Annotated in this window: 18 protein-coding genes; 14 read left to right on the top strand and 4 right to left on the bottom strand. The window is 40.2% G+C overall.

Annotation, left to right across the window (positions count from 1 at the left end):
- Positions 1-17: 17 nt before the first annotated feature.
- From fba to BS1321_RS28115, 4 genes are all read left to right on the top strand, one after another.
- A complete protein-coding gene (gene fba, locus BS1321_RS08225) occupies positions 18-872 on the top strand; it encodes a class II fructose-1,6-bisphosphate aldolase (RefSeq protein ID WP_063235416.1) in 855 nt (284 codons plus the stop codon).
- Between the two features lie 108 nt (positions 873-980).
- Positions 981-2,174 (top strand): MFS transporter, encoded by a 1,194-nt coding sequence (locus BS1321_RS08220; RefSeq protein WP_063235417.1) that lies wholly within the window; start codon positions 981-983, stop codon positions 2,172-2,174.
- Between the two features lie 313 nt (positions 2,175-2,487).
- Positions 2,488-3,513: a LacI family DNA-binding transcriptional regulator gene (locus BS1321_RS08215; RefSeq protein WP_063235419.1), complete on the top strand. Its 1,026-nt coding sequence runs from the start codon at positions 2,488-2,490 to the stop codon at positions 3,511-3,513.
- Positions 3,514-3,916: 403 nt separating this feature from the next.
- A complete protein-coding gene (locus BS1321_RS28115; RefSeq protein WP_232522776.1) occupies positions 3,917-4,159 on the top strand; it encodes a BclA C-terminal domain-containing protein in 243 nt (80 codons plus the stop codon).
- Between the two features lie 257 nt (positions 4,160-4,416).
- Here the strand turns inward: BS1321_RS28115 and BS1321_RS08200 are convergent, their stop codons facing one another.
- Positions 4,417-5,820, bottom strand: a complete 1,404-nt coding sequence (locus BS1321_RS08200) for a sigma-54 interaction domain-containing protein (protein ID WP_063235420.1) — start codon at positions 5,818-5,820, stop codon at positions 4,417-4,419.
- 316 nt (positions 5,821-6,136) lie between these two features.
- On the opposite strand from BS1321_RS08200, the gene speB reads away from it, so the two are divergent.
- From speB to BS1321_RS28615, 10 genes are all read left to right on the top strand, one after another.
- Positions 6,137-7,135: an agmatinase gene (gene speB / locus BS1321_RS08195; RefSeq protein WP_063235421.1), complete on the top strand. Its 999-nt coding sequence runs from the start codon at positions 6,137-6,139 to the stop codon at positions 7,133-7,135.
- Positions 7,136-7,232: 97 nt separating this feature from the next.
- On the top strand, positions 7,233-8,654 hold the full coding sequence (locus BS1321_RS08190) for a sodium:solute symporter family protein (protein WP_063235422.1): 1,422 nt from the start codon (positions 7,233-7,235) through the stop codon (positions 8,652-8,654).
- A gap of 44 nt (positions 8,655-8,698) precedes the next feature.
- Positions 8,699-9,460 (top strand): class II aldolase/adducin family protein, encoded by a 762-nt coding sequence (locus BS1321_RS08185; RefSeq protein ID WP_063235424.1) that lies wholly within the window; start codon positions 8,699-8,701, stop codon positions 9,458-9,460.
- Between the two features lie 77 nt (positions 9,461-9,537).
- Positions 9,538-10,527, top strand: a complete 990-nt coding sequence (locus BS1321_RS08180; RefSeq protein ID WP_063235425.1) for a D-2-hydroxyacid dehydrogenase — start codon at positions 9,538-9,540, stop codon at positions 10,525-10,527.
- Positions 10,528-10,692: 165 nt separating this feature from the next.
- Positions 10,693-10,785: a putative holin-like toxin gene (locus BS1321_RS28735; protein WP_220126990.1), complete on the top strand. Its 93-nt coding sequence runs from the start codon at positions 10,693-10,695 to the stop codon at positions 10,783-10,785.
- Between the two features lie 247 nt (positions 10,786-11,032).
- A complete protein-coding gene (locus BS1321_RS08175; protein WP_063235426.1) occupies positions 11,033-11,605 on the top strand; it encodes a TetR/AcrR family transcriptional regulator in 573 nt (190 codons plus the stop codon).
- Between the two features lie 61 nt (positions 11,606-11,666).
- Positions 11,667-13,094, top strand: coding sequence for an MDR family MFS transporter (locus BS1321_RS08170; RefSeq protein ID WP_063235427.1), 1,428 nt, complete (start codon positions 11,667-11,669; stop codon positions 13,092-13,094).
- Positions 13,095-13,364: 270 nt separating this feature from the next.
- Positions 13,365-14,570 (top strand): IS200/IS605 family element RNA-guided endonuclease TnpB, encoded by a 1,206-nt coding sequence (tnpB, locus tag BS1321_RS08165; protein ID WP_094246684.1) that lies wholly within the window; start codon positions 13,365-13,367, stop codon positions 14,568-14,570.
- A gap of 222 nt (positions 14,571-14,792) precedes the next feature.
- Entirely contained in the window at positions 14,793-15,851 is a 1,059-nt protein-coding gene (locus BS1321_RS08160) for an alkene reductase (RefSeq protein ID WP_081113084.1), read from the top strand.
- 217 nt (positions 15,852-16,068) lie between these two features.
- Positions 16,069-16,275: a P-loop NTPase family protein gene (locus BS1321_RS28615; protein WP_326151201.1), complete on the top strand. Its 207-nt coding sequence runs from the start codon at positions 16,069-16,071 to the stop codon at positions 16,273-16,275.
- Positions 16,276-16,784: 509 nt separating this feature from the next.
- Here the strand turns inward: BS1321_RS28615 and BS1321_RS08150 are convergent.
- The 3 genes from BS1321_RS08150 to BS1321_RS08140 all read right to left on the bottom strand — a co-directional run bounded on the left by BS1321_RS08150 (position 16,785) and on the right by BS1321_RS08140 (position 21,136).
- Complete coding sequence (locus BS1321_RS08150; RefSeq protein ID WP_063235944.1) at positions 16,785-18,191, bottom strand: M20 family metallopeptidase; 1,407 nt, start codon at positions 18,189-18,191, stop codon at positions 16,785-16,787.
- A 43-nt stretch (positions 18,192-18,234) separates the two neighbouring features.
- Positions 18,235-19,494, bottom strand: a complete 1,260-nt coding sequence (locus tag BS1321_RS08145) for an amidohydrolase (protein WP_063235945.1) — start codon at positions 19,492-19,494, stop codon at positions 18,235-18,237.
- 112 nt (positions 19,495-19,606) lie between these two features.
- Positions 19,607-21,136 (bottom strand): AbgT family transporter, encoded by a 1,530-nt coding sequence (locus tag BS1321_RS08140; RefSeq protein WP_063235978.1) that lies wholly within the window; start codon positions 21,134-21,136, stop codon positions 19,607-19,609.
- Positions 21,137-21,195 lie beyond the last annotated feature (59 nt).

Below are 21,195 nucleotides of genomic sequence, written 5' to 3'. Positions count from 1 at the left end.
AAGGGGGTGATGGAATAATGCCTTTAGTATCAATGAGTGAGATGCTTTTAAAAGCAAAAGCAGAAAGGTATGCTGTGGGTCAATATAATATTAATGGTTTGGCATTCGCCCAGTCGTTTTTACAGGCTGCCAATGAGGAACGAGCGCCGATCATACTTGCGGCATCGGACAGGCTTGTTGATTATCTTGGCGGATTTAAAACGATTGCGGCTATGGTAAAAAGCCTTATGGAAGAAATGGACATTACGGTTCCAGTTGCCCTTCATCTTGATCATGGAATGGATGTGGAACGTTGCAAGAAAGCGATCGATGCGGGTTTTACATCGGTCATGATCGATGGCTCCCATCATCCAATAGATGTAAATATTGAAATCACCAAAATGGTTGTCGACTATGCCCAAAAGAGCGGCGTTTCCGTTGAGGCGGAAGTGGGGACAGTCGGAGGGACGGAAGATGGCCTCGTCGGCGGTATTCAATATGCAGATCCCCGTGAATGCAGTAGGATTGTAAAAGAAACGGAAATTGATGCACTAGCGGCTGCTTTGGGTTCCGTTCATGGACCATATCAAGGAGAACCTAAACTCGGTTTTGAGGAAATGGAATTAATTTCGAACATGACGAATGTGCCCCTCGTCTTACACGGTGGTTCTGGTATTCCACTGCACCAAATCAAAAAAGCAATTGAACTTGGACACGCTAAAATAAATGTCAATACCGAAAGCATACAAGTGTGGGCAAAAACGATTCGGGAAGTATTGGCCGTTGAAGGAAAAGTATACGAGCCTCGCGCCATCATCACACCAGCGAAAGAGGCTATCATCTCCGTCGTGAAAAGGAAAATGGCAGAGTTCAATACAAGTGGAAAGGCTTAAGAATGAAAAGGTGTTCCCAATTACGTTGCGGGCACCTTTTTGTATATTCACTTTTTATATGAGGTGCCATTGGTAAAAAATAGCTTACTGGTCAGAGGAAGTGGTGCAATGACTTTGTTACATACCGCACGAAATAGATTTTTGTTTTTAGTGCTCTCATTTATTTTTTGGTTTTCAAATTTCATTTATATACCCATTTTGTCTCCTTACCTTGAGACGATTGGAGGAGATTATACATTTATCGGCCTGGTATTAGGCAGTTATGGACTGATGCAATTTCTCTTCAGGCTTCCGTTCGGAATTTTTTCCGACCTCATAAAAGTAAGAAAACCTTTTATTATCTTTGGAATGGTCGTGAGTACTTTGAGTTGCGTGACATTTGCATGGGCCGATAGTTTAGGCTGGATCCTTTTGGCCCGCTCATTAGCTGGAGTTGCCGCCGCAACTTGGGTAGCGTTCACCATTTTATTTTCCAGCTATTTTTCAGATCGTGATCTTCACCGAGCGATGGGCAGTATCTCGTTAGCTGTGGTTCTGGCACAGCTGCTTGGAATGGCGATCAGCGGATACATTGTCGATCTATGGGGATGGCACGCGCCTTTTTGGATAGGAGGAATTATCGGTTTCGTTGGTATCGTCCTTTCACTTTTTATTTATGAATCGAACGAAGATTTTCACAAAGAGCCTATTCAATTGAAAGAACTGGTATCAGTCATGCTTGAACCGGCGCTATTAAAAGTATCATTTCTATCCATTCTTGCACATGGCATCATCTTCACGACAATGTTCGGCTTCACCCCGGCATTTGCTTTAAAGCTTGGGCTCCAGACTGATGAAATCAGCATGGTCATCTTTTCATTCATGATTCCACATGCCATTGCCACCATGCTTAGCGGTAAAATATTCGTACCATTATTCGGACAATGGAGGTTACTGAAACTAGCTTTCGGACTAACGGCCATTTTTACAATATGTACGCCAATGATAGATACAAAAGGGATGCTTTTTCTGATTCAAGGATTGAATGGATTCTCATTAGGCATTCTTTTTCCATTATTTTTAGGAATGGCGGTGGAGTCGATTCCCCTTGAAAAAAGGGCAACGGCCATGGGGGCATATCAAGCAATCTACGCGATTGGTATGTTTGCGGGACCCTTCATTGCAGGAGTATTGATTTCACATTTAGGTATTTCTGCAGGATTTTATTTCGCTGGATCATTAGGTGCAACCGCTGTGTTCTTTATGATTTTTTGGAGTCGCCTTGAAAGGAAAGCAACAAAACATAATTTGAAATGGAACTAAGCGATGTGTAAGGGTTTAGTTACTGATATTTTAGTTTACATGCCATTTGAAGAGATGCTGGATACGTGTGTGGATCAGGGAATAGAGACACTGGAGCTTGGATGTGGCATGGTCCGATGATCCACATCTCGATCTCGATGGACTTCTTGGCAGTGCCGCAAAACGAAAGCAATTTTTAAATGAATTAAAAAATCCATGAATGTTTTGAAAGAAACGTTGCCTGAGAATTCGATATTTTAACATGAAGTCTAAATTACTTTATAATGAACTTAATGAAAATCACAAAAAGAAATAGGCAGGTGGAGATAATAGTATGAAAATGAGCGATGTGGCTAAATTGGCCAACGTATCTCCTGCAACCGTTTCAAGAGTGCTCAGACAGCCGGACTTAGTCAGCGAGGATACCAAACAAAAGGTGCTGCAGGTGATTGAAGAGATGAATTACAAGCCTCACATGATCGCCAGTCAGTTCAGGACGAAAGAGACGAAGATCATTCTGGTCGTCGTTCCGGATATAACAAGGCCCTTTTTTTCCGAAGTGCTTCGGGGCATTGAGCATACAGCTGTAGAAAATGGCTATCAGGTTATATTGGGAGATACGGAGAACGACATTGAGCGGGAAAAGGAATACATCGATTTGCTATATAAAAAGCAGGCGGATGGAGCGTTACTCCTTACTGCTAGAATGAACAGGGAGAGCCTGGAAAAACTATCGAATCAATTTCCGATTGTGCTGGCATGTGAATACGTGGACGGACTGGACATTCCAACTGTATCGATCGACAATGTAAGCAGTGCCAGAAAAGTAACGGAACATTTAATCAAGCTTGGACATACACGGATCGCCCATATAACAGGGCCAATGAACATCATTCTTAGCCGGGATCGCCTAGGGGGGTTCCAGCAGGCAATGAAGAATCATCACTTGAAAGTCAACCCGGAATTCATCCCGGAATTCATCCAGGAAGGGGATTATGGCATTGACTCAGGTTATGACCAGATGGTGAAATTATTATCGCTGAAAAACAAGCCTGAAGCAGTGTTTGTTTTTAATGATGAAATGGCGCTGGGAGCTGTAAAGGCGATCCAGGATCATGGGTTGAGCGTTCCCGAGGATATTGCTGTCGTTGGTTTTGATAATTTGAAAATAGCATCGATTTTTAATCCTCATATTACGACCATTGACCAGCCTAAGTACGAAATAGGGAAAAAGGCAACGAACTTATTGCTGACCTTAATGAAAGGCGGAACCATTGAAAAGAAAAAATTCGTTCTGAAAGATGAGTTGATCATCCGCGAATCTTGCGGTTCCAAATTGGAAAAAAGCTTGAAAGCATAAAAATGTTTGGCAAGTTTGCTATGTTAGTAAATGAATGGCTTCCTTTTATGGGAGCCTTTTTGCATTTCGACTAAGATGTGAAAAAACCACATTTGGGGAGTTGGCCAAACATACCAGGAGGATTTCTGATAGTATGAATTATTGGGTCTATAAAGCAGGGGGGAAACCGGAACAACCGGAGCAACTGGAATAATAGGAGCTACTGGATCACCCGGGAAACTGGTACAACTGGAATAATAGGAGCAAACGGAGAAACAGGAGCTACAGGAATAACAGGTGAAACGGGTGCAACAGGAGAAGTGGGGACAACCGGTTTCCGCTTATAAGTAACCAAAATTCAGGGTCACTTTCAGTGAATGGAGGAAACACTACGTTTACCGTTCCTGTGACTTGTCTTTAATTCTTGACGTATCAAATAAATACAACCGCTGGACTTCTTGCTGGTTCGAGGTTAATTCTAAATGGTGCTACACCTATTCCCAGCTCCATAATATCACCAGCAGTCGCGATTTCTAATTATAATAATGATGTGATTCTATATTTATCAGCAGGTGATACAACCTTTCTTCAGATATTTGGTCTAGTGGCTACCGTTATTTTAACAGGTGGGGCAGGAGCTTCACTGACAATCATTCGGTTGAATTAATGTAAGCCTGCAAATCTTTAACCATAATAATATGGAAACGTAAATCATATTTGTGAATCCCTTTCATCATGAATGTGGATTTTTTTCGCTGGAATGTATTTAGGGCTTTTTTAATTGGCCTTATTGTCGATAATCATCATAGGTTTCACTTGATTTGCCGACATATAAGGTTTCAAAAAGCTCCCTTAGCTTGAATACATCTATTACTAAAGGTTAAGGACCATTCAAGGTTTGCAGAGATTCTAGTCCAGATGAATTTACAAATATTTTTTGTATTTCTTTAATTTATAGATGACTGTTGGCTGGCTGATGCCCAAATGTTCTGCCATTTCGTATGTGGTTTTACATTTTTTCCATGCTTTTGCAATCAGTTGCCTTTCAACCTTTTCCAGTGTCTTCTTTAAATCGAAATTCTCTTCACATTCCTGTTCGATAGTCAAGACGGTGGAGTCTTCAGGCTGTTCTATTTGCCCTGTGATGGATTGCGGAAGGTGTTCGGGAAATATAATTGGTTCTTCGATGGTCAGGATTAACCGTTCAATTAAGTTTTCTAATTCTCGTATATTTCCGGGCCAATGATAATGAGTCAAAACTTCATAAGTCGATGGATGGATTTTTTTGAATTTCTGGTATTTATCACTGGTTTTCTGTAAGTAATGCTGAATTAAGAGAGGGATATCTTCTTTACGTTCATATAATGCCGGAATTTGGATGGGAATCACATTCAAACGGTAATATAAGTCCAATCTAAACTTACCTTGACTTACCATATCCTTCAAATCTTGATTAGTTGCTGCAACCAGGCGGAAGTTAATATAGTTATCTTTTTTTCCACCGATGCGCTTTATCTTTTTTTCCTGTAATACTTTCAGTAATTTAGCTTGCATGGTAAGTGGAAGTTCCCCGATTTCATCCAAGAAAAGAGTTCCGCTGTCAGCTTGCTCGATCAGGCCTTGCCTTCCTTGTTTATTTGCCCCTGTAAATGACCCCGGCTCATAGCCGAATATTTCTGATTCAAACAAACTATCAGGTATCGTACTGCAATTCACTTCGATAAAAGGTTCTTTCTTTCTGTTGCTTTGGTCATGAACAGCACGGGCAAAAGTGGTTTTCCCTACCCCGGAAGGTCCTAATAAGAGAATCGTGACATCGGTTTTTGCAACATTATGGATCGTTTTTAAAATATGCTTCGTTTCATTACTTCTAGCAATCATATAATGGTAATCCAGTTCCCTTTCCCTTAAATCCTCGACTTCAGTTTGATAGCCTTTTACTTTTCGTTGTAATTGCTCAAATTGATCCTGCAATTGCAGGATCTCGGTTTGATCCTGACCATAGCTGATTACCCTAACGAGAAGTCCTTCCTTATTAAAAATGGGATAGCCAGTCGACATGACAACATGACCTGTTTTTGTTTCTTGCATTATGCGCTTAGCTTTCTTTTCTTTTAAAACAATCGCATTGATGGAAGGTGTGAGAAGTCCCTCGCTTTCTAATTGATAGACGGAGGTACCGATATAAGAGTCACTTTCCATACCATAAATCTCCCAAAGCTTTGGGTTGGAATATAAAATGATTCCATCTTGATCGGTAATGAGAATGTTATTATTCGATGTCTCAATAATCTTATTTAGTTCTTCCTCCAACATATCGTCGTACATGAGTTCCGCTCCTTTGGGTTTTGGGATGCTGTTTAATTAAAATATAAATCAAAAAGTCTAAATAATCAAAAATTAAATTAAAAAACAAGAAAATGATTAAGTTTTTAATCATTTGATGAAACAAAATAATGAAAAGCCTTATATACTGCAGAGAAATAGTTGGCCTGAATCTTGCTTATGTAAAAGGTAAGAAGGGAATTTTCAAGGGTGTTATATATATCCATTCTATTAGAAAAGATGGAAGTTTGTATGGCATCTGCAATTGCAGTGGAGTGAAAAATAATAATAGCAGAATTAGAATTTAGGAGGATGTTACATGATGAAGTATCAACCGAAAGACTCATTCAAATCACCCCGTTTTTGTGGAGTACGTACGTTTATGCGGCTCCCATTTGTTGAACAGATAGATGAACATATGGATTTTGTCATTACGGGAATTCCTTTTGATTCCGGGCAATCATTTAGAACGGGTGCGAGATTCGGACCAGAAGCCATTCGCGATTTTTCAATCCTTTTACGTCCTTATAACCCAGAACAAGATATTAATATTTTTGACTATATATCAGGAATTGATTATGGGGATATTCCGATCATTCCGGGGTATATTTCTGAAACATATAAAAAGATCGAAGAAGAGCTTACTCCCGTCATTGAAAAAGGGATCATTCCCATTTCATTGGGAGGCGATCATTCCATTACACTAGGGGAGTTACGTGCGATCGTAAAAAAACATGGACCTGTTGCCTTGCTTCAATTTGATGCTCACTCTGATACTTGGGATAGTTATTTTGATCAAAAGTATAATCACGGAACCGTTTTTCGCCGCGCAATAGAAGAGGGTCTCATCGATGTATCGCGATCTCTTCAAATTGGTATGAGGGGTGGTCTGTACGGACCGGAAGATCTTCAGGATGCCCGGGATTTAGGTTTGGGCGTTTATACGACAAACGATTATAAACGTATCGGGGTCGAAAAGATGCTAGGGGTCATTCATGAGCGTGTTGCGAATGGTCCGGTGTTTTTATCTTTTGACATTGATTTTTTAGATCCGGTCTATGCTCCAGGAACGGGAACACCTGAAGTTTCCGGTGCCAGCATTGATGATGCTTTAGCCTTAGTGAGAGGATTGACGAATATAGATTTTGTTGGATTCGATCTTGTTGAGGTTTTACCATCATACGATCACGGGCAAATCACGGCTGCAGCGGCCGCTAATATTGTCTATGAATTCATCACTCTCATCGCTCTCGCAAAAAAAGGGAAACTGGAGAAAAAAGAGAGAGTGGGAGATTTGGAAACACAGCTTAACAACTAGTTTCCATTCTAATGGAAGGGATCGAAGAAAAATCCCTTCCTTCCATCTTTAACAAAAGGCGTTATAAAATAAAACAACTTTAAAAGGAGATGTGTACATGCATATTTTGGATATATCGATCATGATTCTATACTTTTCTGTTTTAATCATTGTGGGAGTAATCGGATCCAAACGGGCAAAAACAGCAGATGATTTCATTGTAGCAGGGCGTAATCTCGGTCATTTTATGTATTTATCCTGTTTAGCTGCTGTTATATTAGGGGGAGCTTCTACTCTAGGAACAGCAAAGTTAGGTTATCAGTTTGGGATATCCGGTATTTGGCTAGTTGTGATGATCGGGCTCGGGATTATCGCAATCGGGTTGTTTTTAACGAATAAGATCTTTGATTTAAAAGTACTGACGATCAGTGAAATGCTTGAGAAGCGCTACAACTCTCAAACAAGATTGATCAGTGCCCTTGTCTCTGTTATCTATACATTCATGCTGACTGTAACGCAAGTGATCGGGATGGGGACAATCTTACATGTTTTGGCTGGCTGGAATTTAACAGTTTCCATGATAGTCGGGGGTGGGATCGTTTTATTTTATACAATTTTAGGTGGTATGTGGTCAGTCACCATGACTGATGTCGTGCAATTCGTCATCATGACGATCGGTATTTTCTTTATCATGCTTCCGATGAGCATCTCTAAGGCAGGAGGGTGGGGCTCGCTTAAAGAAAATCTCCCTGCATCACATTTCGAGTTAGGCAACATTGGCGGAGAGACAATTTTTCAATATTTCCTACTATTTACTCTAGGGGTAGTTGTTGGCCAAGATATTTGGCAGCGTCTTTTTACCGCACGAACCAAAGCGATCTCTCGTGGCGGAACGGTAGGAGCGGGAATATATAGTGTTTTTTATGCGATTGCAATCAGTATCATTGGAATGTGCGCTTTTATTATCCTTCCTAATTTAGGCGATCCACAAAATGCATTTACTAGTATAGCGATGGAAACTTTACCTGCTGGTCTATTGGGGGTTGTCATTGCGAGTGTGGTATCTGCCCTTATGTCCACAGCTTCAGGAACATTGCTTGCTTCGTCCACTTTAGTTGTTAATGACATCATTAAAAAATATATCGGTCCAGGAATGAGTGAACGTCAATTTTTAAAAACATCTCGAATTACAACTTTAACGATTGGTGTATTGACCATAATCGTTTCGATATGGATTCAAGATATTTTAGTTGCACTGGATGTAGCTTACGCAATTTTATCCGGTGCTGTGTTCTTTCCGATCATTCTTGGCTTCTTTTGGAAGAGAGTCACGGCTAAAGCTGCATTCTACTCCATTCTAGCTAGCATGATCGTTATTATTGTTGGATTGGTCATTAATGGACCTTCCTCCACTCAACCCATTCTATACGGACTCGCTACTAGTTTTGTCGTCATCACTACCCTTACTTTCCTCAGCCCCAATAATGAGGTAAAACAAGATGTAAAGGATAAAGCGGACATGGACACCATGGCTAATTGATGGTAGGCAAAAAATGAGGAAAAAGAATCGAGGAGGAAAGAAAAATGACAAAGACAATTTCCCTGCAACCCGCAACATTCAATACAATGGAAGAAGAACGTAATCACCGGAAAGAACGATTGGCAGCTTCATTCCGTCTTTTTTCAAAGTTTGGTTTCGATGAAGGGATAGCTGGCCATATTACGGTCCGCGATCCTAAATATCCTGACCATTTCTGGGTTAATCCGTTTGGGATGCATTTTAGTCAAATTTCCGTTTCCGATCTTATATTGGTTAATCATAAAGGTGAAATAGTAGAGGGGGAACATTCAGTGAATGGTGCTGCCTTTGCCATTCATTCGGAAATCCATAAAGCACGACCGGATGCCATAGCAGCGGCACATGCTCATTCGGTATATGGAAAGACATGGTCTTCATTAGGGAGACTGCTAGATCCGATTACGCAAGATGCCTGCCAATTCTATAAAGATCATGCATTGTTCGATGATTTTACTGGTGTGGTTTATGCATCTGAAGAAGGGAAACGCATCGCTAGGGCTTTAGGTCAATATAAAGCTGTCATCCTCCGCAACCATGGTCTGCTTACGGTGGGCCAATCTGTAGATTCAGCTGCGTGGTGGTTCATAACGATGGAACGTTCATGTCAAGCGCAGATTATGGCCGAATCAGTCGGTAAGCCCATTTTTATAGAGGAGGAGTATGCAAAATTAACAGCAGAACAAACGGGCACGGAATATGAAGGATGGCTGAGCTTTCAACCACTTTGGGATAGAATTAGAAAAGAGCAACCAGATTTCCTGAAGTGATCATAAAGCATGGCATTCGACTTGACATCTCATTAATTAAAGAAAAAGGAATCGTAGGTTCTTGAGGAGGTTTTATCATGTCAGAATCAAAGAAAGCAGCTCCCTCACTTTATATAAGGGTCGATATACCGGAGAAATACATCAATGAGTTGAAGGAGATTTGTTCTGATGTCGTTGTCGAACCATGGGAATTCGGCGAACCTGAACCACAGCCAACCGTTGATCTATCCAAGTTTGATGTTCTTTATACGATGGGACTTCATGATAACCTCAGCATTCTTAAAAAGGCACAAAAGATTCAATGGGTCCATTCAGACAGTGCGGGAGTGGAGGCCATGCTTAATGAAGGTATTCAAAACAGCGATGTCACCATCACCAATGTCAAGGGCTGCACATCTGTCCCGATTGCCGAGCATACGATTGCGATGCTATTTTCGTTAGCAAGAGGTGTGCCGACAATGATCCGAAATCAAATGAATAAAAAATGGGTTGAAATTCCTGTGACAGACCTTGAGAATTCGACAGTGGGGATAATTGGGTATGGTGACATTGGCTTTGAGATAGCAAAGCGATGTAAAGCACTTGGAATGACCGTTATTGGCTGTCGTCGAAATCCCGCCAAGAGGAACGAAGAATATGAACCTGCTGATTTGATAATGGGTATGGATCAAGTGGATGAGGTCCTTTCACGGTCCGATTTTGTTGTCTTGGCGCTCCCATTTACGAAAGAGACGTCGTATTTTTTTAATGAAGAACGATTAAATAAAATGAAAAAAGGCAGCTATTTAATTAATGTCGGCCGAGGCAATACGATTGTGGATGAGGATTTAATTGAATCCTTGAGCAACGGGCACATAGCTGGGGCGGCGCTCGACGTGTTTGAAGTAGAACCTTTACCTGAGGATCACCCTTTCTGGCAGCTTGAAAATGTCATGGTTTCCCCACATAATGCTTACAACTCTTCCAAACACCTAGATCGTGTGATGGAATTATTCCTGAAAAATTTAAAGCTTTTTTCTGACGGTAAACCCCTAATGAACGTTGTGGAAAAAAAACTAGGTTATTAATCGGTTATTTGAACAGAAAGTTTCAACGATCAATGATATGAATGGAGTAGAGGGCAGACCCTGATTGGGTTTGCCCTTTTTTGTTTAAAAGCCACCCTTTCATTTTTTTCTTGTATAGGACAATCTCTGATCAGGAAAAGCTGGATATAAGGAGGCGATGTATGAATGGGTACTTTCGAAGTTATTTCCCTGATGCTAAGCTTTGGCATGTTTGTAATTGCTATTCTTGATTTCAAAAATCATGACAAGAATCCTTGAAGATAATGAAGGCAGGCCTGTATGATGGATTAATAATGGAAGTGTTTGAAAAAAATACCGGATTTTATATAAAAGGTATTGAATTCTTTTAAAAACTTGCAGAGAACACCATTATGAGGTGTTCTTTTTGTTTTCAATGAGTTCAATAGCATATTCCATTCATAGGCTGTCATTTTTGACAAAACAATGATATACAAGTATAGTCTCTAATAGACCGGTTGATATAATTTCAAGGAGTGATCCAGCTATGGCAGAAAAACGAAACTCGAAAGACATTCTTATTGAAGCTGCTTCCCGACTTTTTCGTATACGTGGATATTACGGTGTAGGGCTTAAGGACATTATTGAGGAAAGTGGTATCCCAAAAGGTTCGCTGTATCATTATTTTCCGAAAGGCAAAGAAGAATTGGCGATCGAAGCGATTATTCATACAAAAGAATTCGTGATAGATGAAATTAAACGGGGATTTGATGAAATCGAAGACCCTATCAAAGCCATTCAGACTCATATTTTTCATTTATCCGAGGTTTTTGGTGATAGTGAAAATCTATTAGGACTGCCAATCGGGACGATTGCAGCGGAAACATATACGACGAGTGAGCAGATAAGAACGGCTTGTCAAGAAGCGATAGAAGATTGGCAAGCCATATATGTGAAGAAATTACTCGAGGCGGAATTCAGTGAGAAACGGGCAAAAGAATTGAGTATCGTAATTAATGCATTAATTGAAGGAGGTATCCTTTTATCCTTAACGGCGAAAAACGGGGAACCTCTCCAAGCCATTGCGGAACAGATACCATTATTGCTGATAAATAAATAAGTCATACAGAAAAATTATCTTAAGCTTAGGTCGAACAGTTAGTAATTGGAGGAACTATTTTATGTCTACAGATGCAACACAGCAACAAAACCCAGTTATTAGAACGACCCCCATTTTAATTGCTTTTTTAATTGCAGGGTTCATTGGGTTATTCAGTGAGACGGCTTTAAACATGGCGTTGGGGGATTTAATCCAGGAATTCAATGTCAGTCCTTCGACCGTGCAGTGGCTGACAACGGGTTATCTATTAACATTGGGGATATTGGTTCCCGTTTCGGGACTCTTGATCCAGTGGTTCAATACTCGTCAATTATTTATTGCCTCAATGGTGTTCTCCATCATTGGGACGCTCATTGCAGCAATTGCACCTGGATTCGGCATCTTGATGCTAGCCCGTGTCATCCAGGCAATCGGAACGGGTCTTTTATTGCCTCTCATGTTCAATACCATTTTATTGATTTTCCCTATTCATAAAAGGGGAGCAACGATGGGATTGATGGGGCTGGTGATCATGTTTGCCCCAGCAATCGGGCCGACAGTATCAGGTTTGATTATTGAAAATCTAAATTGGAATTACATTTTCTGGGTGTCTTTGCCGTTCTTTGTGATCGCTTTACTATTCGGTCTCAAGTATATGCAAAACGTTTCAACAATCACCAAACCTAAAATCGATGTACCTTCCATCATTTTATCGACCATTGGTTTTGGGGGAATTGTTTATGGTTTTAGTATTGTTGGAGAGCAAGGATGGAGCAATGCAATAGTTCTATCCTCGATCATTGTCGGACTTATAGCGCTATTCCTGTTTGCTGTAAGACAATTCAACATGGATAAACCGATGATTGACTTGCGCGTTTTTAAATACCCGATGTTCACGTTAGGGTTAATCACCGTCTTCATCACCTTCATGATCATCATGTCATCCATGATTCTCTTACCGCTATACCTGCAAACCGGGCTTGCATTAGCTGCGTTTTCAGCTGGGCTTGTACTTTTACCGGGTGGAGTGCTTAATGGTATCATGTCTCCGGTTACGGGGCGCATTTTTGATAAGTTCGGGCCAAGAGGGTTAGTGATCCCAGGCTTCATTATCATGATTGTCATGTTATGGACTTTGACGAACGTAACGACTGAAACTACGATCATTATGGTAATCGTCATGCATTCTCTCCTTATGATTGGAGTTTCGATGGTCATGATGCCGGCCCAGACAAATGGGCTGAATCAACTGCCGAAAAATCTTTATCCGGATGGAACAGCTCTAATGAATACTTTGCAACAAGTATCGGGGGCTATCGGTACAACCGTTGCCATTACAATCATGTCAGCATCACAAAAAAATTATATGGCAAATGCAGAAGATCCGTTCGATCCATCTGCCATAAGCGGTTCATTGACTGCAGGCGTTCAAGATGCCTTCATTTTCGGTCTTGTCCTTGCAATCATTGGTTTGATCGTGTCGGTTTTTATTAGAACAGCACGAGACTAATAAGATCTTAATGAAGAAAAATAAATTAGCCAGCAGGGAAAAGATATTCTCTGTTTGGCTTTTTTGTTTGAAAAAAAGCAGTAAATTATAAACAATGCTGAGGAATAAATCGTTTTTTATCATTTCCCGCCAGAAGACTCCCTCTTAAAGCGTGCGAAGGGCGAAAGCCCAACGGTAAGGGGGAGATGAATGGCGGTTGGCATAAGCCAAAGTAATCTTTTGGCAAACATACGTTCCCTGATTAATAATAACTATAAGGGGGTGAAACCAATGGTTATAAACAAAGCTTATAAATTTCGAGTCTATCCAACGAAAGAACAACTAGTTCTAATCAATAAAACGATCGGCTGCTCCCGTTTTGTCTATAACTTCTTTTTAGGCAAACAAAAGGAGAAAGATGCCTACTGGTATATCTGTGAAGAAATGAAGCAGAACGGCCAATTACCCTCTAATGAATGGAAAGGTTCTTTTCTGAATAAATACGCAACAATCAAAGAACTTCCAGCTTTAAAGAACGAGTATTCTTTCCTGAAAGAAGTAGACAGTATTGCCTTACAGAAATCGGTGGAAAATTTAGCAGATTCCTATAGTCGATATTATAAAAAGCAAAACAAATCACCACGCTTCAAATCAAAAAAGAATCCTATCCAGTCCTACACGACTAAACATACGAATGGGAATATTGGAATGATTGGTAACCAAATCAAATTACCAAAACTCGGTCTCGTTCGTTTTGCTATAAGCCGCGAAGTCGAAGTACGAATCATCAATGCCACAATCAGGCGAAACCCTTCGGGTAAATATTTCATTTCCGTTTTAGCCGAAACCAATGTACAAGTACTTCCTAAAACGAATCGTTCTTGCGGTGTAGATCTTGGTTTGAAGAACTTTGCATTTCTTTCAGATGGTACGGTCTATAAAAACCCAAAATTCTTCCGGACGGTCGAAAAGAAATTGGCCAAAGCACAACGAATTCTTTCAAGGCGACAAGAAATAGCCTTGAATCAAAAGAAACCATTGGCTGAAGCCAAAAACTATCAAAAACAAAAACGAAAAGTGGCCATCCTACACGAAAAAATTTCAAATGCCCGAATGAATTACTTACATAAAGTCTCTACCGAAATCATCAAAAACCACGATGTTATTGGAATGGAAGACTTGCAAGTGTCCAATATGATAAAAAATTACAAACTAGCCAAAGCGATTAGTGAAGTATCTTGGTACCAATTCAAAAAAATGTTGGAATACAAAGCAAAATGGTATGGTAAACAAATCGTGACCGTATCTAAAACGTTTGCTTCTAGTCAATTGTGTTCTGGCTGCGGGTACCATAATAAAGACGTTAAACATCTGAATCTTCGTGAATGGGATTGTCCTTCTTGTTCTACTCACCACGATCGAGATATTAACGCAGGACTCAATCTAATGAATGAAGCCATAAGGCTTCTAACCGTAGGAACTACGGGGATAGCCTAATTAAAAATTGGCCGATAGGCTAATGTTCTTAGGAATCCCCGACTTCAATCAGACCGTAAGGTCGATAAGTTGTGGGTAGTTCAATGGTCTTTATTACCATATTTTATCAATGGTTATAAAATCTGAGTAAATTATTTGAAAATCAACCACTTATCGGATAATCTTACACAGTAATAGTTACTAAAAGTTAGCTCAATAAAGTGGTTAACAGGAGGAATTCAAATGAATAAAATAAAAACCAAAATGTTTGAACCTGTAACAATAGGAGCATGGAACTTAAAAACAAGAACGGCAATGGCTCCTATGACACGGTCGTTTGCCGATAACGAAACCGGTGTTGTGAATGACCAGACCGTAGAATATTACCGAAAACGGGCTCAAGATGGAATCGGACTTATCATTACTGAAGGTGTAGTGATTTCACCAAGAGCAAAGGGCAATCCTGGAGTTCCCGGAATATATACTCAAGAGCAAATCAACGGGTGGAAAAAAGTAACGGAAGCAGTACACGCAGAAGGCGGAACGATTATTGCGCAAATCTGGCATGTGGGCCGTGCAAGCCACCATGAAATTGCAGGAGGACTTCCTCCGCAGGCTCCGTCACCTATTGCTGCAGAAGGAAAGGTTTCACGATTCGGCAAACCTTTTGACATTCCTGAAGAAATGACGGAGACGGATATTGCAGAAGTTGTGAACCAATATAAACAAGCTGCAAAGAATGCAATGGATGCTGGCTTTGACGGCGTTGAAATTCATGGTGCACACGGCTACTTGATAGACCAGTTCAATTCTGACACTTCCAATAAAAGGACCGATCGGTACGGTGGTGATTTAAAACAGCGCCTGACATTTATGAAGGAAGTGCTAAAAGCAGTTATAGATACGGTTGGAATGGAACGTACCCTTATTCGTTTCTCGGCTTTGAAAATTGACCAGCCATCTTACATGTGGGAAGACCCTGAAACAGCGATCCAAACATTTATAGAGGCGTTCAATGAAACAGGAGTCAAAATGATTCACCCATCCACGATGGAATTTACCAAACCGATTGCAAGAGGATTGACCATGCATGAATTGGTACGCAGCCACTGGGATGGAATTATAGTCGGTGTGGGCGGGCTTGATCCTGAAACTGCAGAAGCCGCACTGGAAAAAGGCATCATTGACGTTGCGGCGATTGGACGTCCGCTTATCGCCAACCCGGATTATCTGGCACGAGTTAAGCAGGATGAAAAACTTGTTGATTACGAGGCAAAGAAACATTTAGGGCAACTGATTTAATAGAGATAAAAAATAAGGCAGGCTTGTTCATTGACAGGACAACGCAGTAACCATACTTCCTTTTCTATAACTGATGCGATTCTTCATTCAAGAAGGGTCGCCTTTTCTTATGGAACTAAAAGGGAAGGGTAGAGGAAGAAGGATGTTAAAAAGGTTATATATATTTGGTAGACTTACTGGTTATTTCAATAAATAAAGTGAGGAAGCTGGTATATCAATGGAACGTATAATGGTTATCGGAGTGTCCGCCGGTGTTGGAAAATCTACTTTTGCAAGAAGACTTGGAGATAATTTGAATATCGAAGTGCATCATTTGGATACTTTCTACTGGAGGCATGGCTGGGTGGAAGCTCCTTTAGAGGATTTTATTTCTTCTCAGAAGGAAGTATTGAGTCATGACAAGTGGATAATGGAAGGCAATTAGAGTAATTCTTTTAATTTACGTTCGGATCTTGCCGATACGATTATTTATTTAGAACTCCCTCTCCGTGTTTGCCTTTACCGTGTTATAAAACGTTGGTTATCTTATCTAGGTAAAACAAGACCTGATATGGGCAAAGGCTGCAATGAAAAATTAGACTGGCAGTTTGTTAAATTTATCATGACCACCTACTTTCCTCGCAAGAAAGAAATGAAAACCAGATTTGTAGATCTTCAAAAGAGTGACCCTGAAAAGCAAATAGTTATTTTAAAAAGCAAGCACGAAATTGAAGGATATCTGTTGAATATGAAGGGATAAGCTTTTTACCATTAATTTTTATGACACTTAGAGATTTCCGAAACTTAGGGAAATTTGGAGTTAATATAAAGCCCCCAATGGAAAATGGATCTTCAAATCGAAGATCCATTTTTATACATCAAGGGTTTCATGAGCTCATTACCATAAAATGCTGCGAACAAAGGACGATTACAGCATTACTCTAATCTAGTCTATCATCTTTTAACTAAAGGCTTTACATCTTGCGGAATAGGGGAGATATAGCCTTTCCCTTGTAATCGTTCTTTTAGCTCTGCTTTAGCCTTTTCAATTAATTCAGGATTTTGAAGTACTTCTACTGCAGTGGCAGCAATGACCTTGCCAGCATGAAGCATTCCTTTATGGGCAATAGATGTTGATCCGAGTGTAACCCACTGCCAGCTATGCAAAGGGGAACCAAGAACAAAACAAGCTGTTGTGCATTGGGCAGTAGGAACAATCCAACTAACATCTCCCACATCCGAGGAACCTGTTAATGGCGCTTGGAAGCCCTCAATGGGTTCTAACCAATTTGCCAGTGCATCATCTTGATTATCTTTAAATGGATTGATTGTACTGTTCCTTTCTTGTTCGGTTAAGGTAGCACGGATTTCTTTGGCAAGCTGTTTTTCCTCATCATCGTGTTGTGGAATACCTAGTTCTTGAAAATTCCTATACATGACGGAATCCAACACAGTGTTTTGGATAACATTGGAACAGGCTTTATCGAAAACGATTTCTACTTCAGTTCCTGTCATAAGGGCAGCTCCTCTAGCAATATTACAAACTCTCAAGTAAATATCTTGTACTTGTGAAACTTCTGGAGCTCGTAATAAATAAAGAACTTCTGCATCTTGTTGGACCACATTAGGCGATAATCCACCTGAATTCGTTATCGCATAATGGACTCTTGCTTCTTGGATAATATGCTCTCTTAAATAGTTCACGCCAACATTCATAAGTTCTACGGCATCTAAAGCACTCCGTCCCAAATGTGGTGATGCTGCTGCATGAGAGCTTTTGCCTTTAAATTTATAATACACTTGGAAATTGGAAAGCGAATCCATCGACATAACGCCGTTAACATCCAGTGGATGCCAACAAAATGCAAAATCAACGTCATCGAACAAACCTTCTCTGACCATGAAGGTTTTGCCCGATCCGCCTTCTTCTCCTGGACATCCATAATAACGAACTGTCCCATTTATATGATTCTCTTCCATATAATCCTTCACTGCAACAGCTGCAGCTAAAGATCCCGTACCAAGTAAATTGTGACCACATCCATGGCCATTTTCACCTTGTACAATTGGCTCTTGTTTAGCTGTAGCTTTTTTTTGACTCATACCTGACAACGCATCAAATTCTCCCATGATTGCCACAACAGGTTTACCGGTTCCAAAGCTGCCAATGAAAGCCGTTTCTATGTTTCCAACACCTTTTTCAACGGAAAATCCTTCGCTTTCTAACGTGCTGCATAGCAATTCAGCAGATTGATATTCTTCAAAACGTGTTTCTGCAAAATTCCATATACAGTCACTGACTTCAATGAATTTTTCTTTTTTTTGTTCAATGATTTCTGATAGTCTATTTATATATGACATTTCACTCTTTCCTTCCTATATTGTATTCGAGTTAATATGAAAATTATTTTAAAAGCCGTCTTGCAATAAGATTCAAAAGTTCTACACTCCTTGGTAAAACTTCTTCTTGAATATCAAATTTAGGGTGGTGATGTGGAGCGGGAATATCAGTCCCAATAATCATATAAGTTCCTTTACCGCCATTATCCTGTACTCTTCGAATCATAAAACTTGCATCTTCGCTGCCAGCAGAACCGGATTCCCTGCATGCTTTGATTGTTGAAAAACCATCTACATTTCGAGCTTCTTCCATGGCTAGATCGACCAGTTCTTGATCACAATGAATGGTAATTGCTTGTCCTATAATTTCAATTTCATGTTCAAGCTCATGCATACCTGCACTGTGAGCCACAATATTTCGAACTCGTTTCTCTATTTCTGCATTTGTTTCTTCGGTTACAGAACGGGTTTCAATTACCATTTTTGCATGCGCTGGAATAATATTAGCGGCTGTTCCGCCATTAAGAATACCTACATTTATGCGGGTTGAGCCTGAACTAAATCTTGGGATAGCATGAATATTCAATAATGCAGTGGCTGCTCCTAATAATGCATTTTTTCCTTTTTCAGGAGAAGCACCTGCATGAGAAGATACTCCATGAAAATGGGCGGCCATTTTCGTACTTGCTAAAAAGCCAGAAGACCCACCATGAAATTCTCCTAAAGGGACATCTGTGCCAAGGTGCATACAATATATATGATCCACATCATCCAAAATTCCTTTTTGTACAATAGAATAGGCACCGCGTACTCCTTCTTCAGCTGGTTGAAAAATAAGCTTGACCGTTCCTGCGAAGTTCCGGTCCGCTAATTTTTCAGCAAGCCCTAAGCCAATTACTGTATGGCCATCGTGAGCACAGGCATGCATATTCCCTTCATATTTGGAGCGAAAACCGTTTGCTTGTGGGAAGTGGTCAGAATCAGTGCTTTCCGTAACAGGCAATGCATCCATATCAAACCGGAATGCTACAGTTGGACCTTCTGTTTTTCCTTTTAATATACCGATAACGGCAGTATATCCGCCCTCCATTTCTTGGAGAATTTCTGGATTGGCGCCATCTTGCAATGCTCTATTAAATGCATCTTGTAATACTTCTGTAGGGGGAACTCCACGGCGGGAATCCCCATCTAAAGCATCTCTCCCAAATATCACGTTATATTTCAGAGAAGTTAGTGCTTCCACTACCTTTGAAGCAGTTCGAAATTCGGTAAACCCAACTTCTGGGTGTTGATGAAGATCACGTCTTAATGAAATAATATCCAATTCGTTTCACTCCTAATTTTATTTGATGAAATTTATAAATGTTTCGACTGGCCCAAGTACCGCAGCCCCTTAAGTCGCTGAAGGGGCTACAAGGCGCATTTGATTTTTCAAATTACGGTAATTTCGGATATACTCCTGGACCAATTGGGAGGCCAAGGAAATACCAAACCACTACCAATAGCGTCCAAATGATAAAGATGATAATCGGATATGGCAATATAAGAGAATAATATGTTCCTAGTTTTGCATCTTTTCGATACTCTTGTAAGAAACTTAAGAATAGTGGGACAAATGGAGATACAGGTGCTAATGGAAGTACAGATGAATCCGCTACCCTGAACAACATTTGAGCGAAGGCAGGATGATAGCCCAATACCATGAACATTGGGACAAAAACAGGTGCTAATATAGACCAAATGGCGGATCCGCTAGCAATAAACATGGAAAGAAGCCCGGATAAGAACATTAGCCCAATAAGGACTGGTGCACCATCTATGTTTAGCTGTTCTAAGAGATCCGTGATGGATAAAGCTAAAAATTTACCCATATTACTCCAGTTAAAGCAAGCGACAAACTGCGAAAGTGGAAAAACCATAATAATGAATCCGGCCATTCCTTTAATTGGGTCTACTAATAATTCCGGAATGTCATTTTGTTTCTTAATCGCTCCCACCTTAACTCCATAAGTAATAGAAACTGTAAAAAAGAAGAGTAAGATGATTGCGACAATTCCAGACATGAATGGTGAGGGGAGAATAGCTCCAGTTTCTGGATTTCGTAATAGAGCACCTTCTGGAACGACTAGAACTACCATAACAGCTATAAAAATCAATGCTGAAATGCCTGTAGCCAGGAGTGCTTTGTTTTGTTGCTTCGTTAATTGCTCCAATTTTTTATGCTGACCGCTACCTTCATATTTTCCTAAGCGCGGCTCAACAAATTTATCTGTAATCAAGGCAATGACAACAGTAAGTACGAGAACTGAAGTCGCCATAAAGAACCAGTTATCAGTAACGTTAACTGTCAAATTTGCTTTCATGCCATTAGCTACTTCTGAACTAATTCCTGAAAGCAAGACATCTGTTGTGACGATTAATAAATTGGCAGTGAAACCCGAACCAACCCCAGCAATAGCAGCGAGCAACCCAGCAACAGGGTGACGTCCCACAGCAAGGAAAATTAAAGCTCCAAGAGGAGGCATAATAACAAGCGCAGCATCAGAAGAGACATGGCTAAAAAAGGCGACGAATACAACTAAATAACTCGCGTATTTCCCTGAGACCTTTAACGACATTTTCCGAATCAAAACTTCTAACAAACCGACTTTTTCAGCAAGTCCTACGCCTAACATAAGGGCTAAAATAGAACCTAGTGGTAAAAAGCCGGAAAAGTTTTTAATCATATTCGGCAGTATCCATTGAATGCCTTCACGGCTTAAGAGGTTTTGAACTTCTACTTTCTCTCCACTAATGGGATCCGATGCCGAAACATGGAAAACGGATAAGAGAGCGGTTACAACAAATAAAAAGGCAATCATATAAATAAATAAAATAAACGGATGGGGGATTTTGTTTCCTATTCTCTCTACTTGATTGAAAAATCCACCTTTTTTATGATTTTGCAGATTAGTTGTATCTTTCATTACTTTTTGTTCCATTACATTCTCCTCCTAAACCTTCTTCCATTTGTAGTTTGTGCTTT

Origin of the sequence: Peribacillus simplex NBRC 15720 = DSM 1321, from assembly GCF_002243645.1 — a bacterium.
Classification (GTDB): Bacteria; Bacillota; Bacilli; order Bacillales; family DSM-1321; genus Peribacillus; species Peribacillus simplex.
This window is presented reverse-complemented; position numbering and strand designations above follow the sequence as displayed.

What these genes read in the sequence shown, in the direction of transcription:
- BS1321_RS08185 (WP_063235424.1), top strand. Translation starts at nt 8,699, where the DNA reads ATGACAAAGACAATTTCCCTGCAACCCGCAACATTCAATACAATGGAA.
- BS1321_RS08215 (WP_063235419.1), top strand. Translation starts at nt 2,488, where the DNA reads ATGAAAATGAGCGATGTGGCTAAATTGGCCAACGTATCTCCTGCAACC.
- BS1321_RS28735 (WP_220126990.1), top strand. Translation starts at nt 10,693, where the DNA reads ATGGGTACTTTCGAAGTTATTTCCCTGATGCTAAGCTTTGGCATGTTT.
- BS1321_RS08220 (WP_063235417.1), top strand. Translation starts at nt 981, where the DNA reads ATGACTTTGTTACATACCGCACGAAATAGATTTTTGTTTTTAGTGCTC.
- BS1321_RS08190 (WP_063235422.1), top strand. Translation starts at nt 7,233, where the DNA reads ATGCATATTTTGGATATATCGATCATGATTCTATACTTTTCTGTTTTA.
- BS1321_RS08200 (WP_063235420.1), bottom strand. Translation starts at nt 5,820, where the DNA reads ATGTACGACGATATGTTGGAGGAAGAACTAAATAAGATTATTGAGACA.
- BS1321_RS08175 (WP_063235426.1), top strand. Translation starts at nt 11,033, where the DNA reads ATGGCAGAAAAACGAAACTCGAAAGACATTCTTATTGAAGCTGCTTCC.
- BS1321_RS08180 (WP_063235425.1), top strand. Translation starts at nt 9,538, where the DNA reads ATGTCAGAATCAAAGAAAGCAGCTCCCTCACTTTATATAAGGGTCGAT.
- speB (WP_063235421.1), top strand. Translation starts at nt 6,137, where the DNA reads ATGATGAAGTATCAACCGAAAGACTCATTCAAATCACCCCGTTTTTGT.
- BS1321_RS08140 (WP_063235978.1), bottom strand. Translation starts at nt 21,136, where the DNA reads ATGAAAGATACAACTAATCTGCAAAATCATAAAAAAGGTGGATTTTTC.
- BS1321_RS08150 (WP_063235944.1), bottom strand. Translation starts at nt 18,191, where the DNA reads ATGTCATATATAAATAGACTATCAGAAATCATTGAACAAAAAAAAGAA.
- BS1321_RS08170 (WP_063235427.1), top strand. Translation starts at nt 11,667, where the DNA reads ATGTCTACAGATGCAACACAGCAACAAAACCCAGTTATTAGAACGACC.
- fba (WP_063235416.1), top strand. Translation starts at nt 18, where the DNA reads ATGCCTTTAGTATCAATGAGTGAGATGCTTTTAAAAGCAAAAGCAGAA.
- BS1321_RS28615 (WP_326151201.1), top strand. Translation starts at nt 16,069, where the DNA reads ATGGAACGTATAATGGTTATCGGAGTGTCCGCCGGTGTTGGAAAATCT.
- tnpB (WP_094246684.1), top strand. Translation starts at nt 13,365, where the DNA reads ATGGTTATAAACAAAGCTTATAAATTTCGAGTCTATCCAACGAAAGAA.
- BS1321_RS08160 (WP_081113084.1), top strand. Translation starts at nt 14,793, where the DNA reads ATGAATAAAATAAAAACCAAAATGTTTGAACCTGTAACAATAGGAGCA.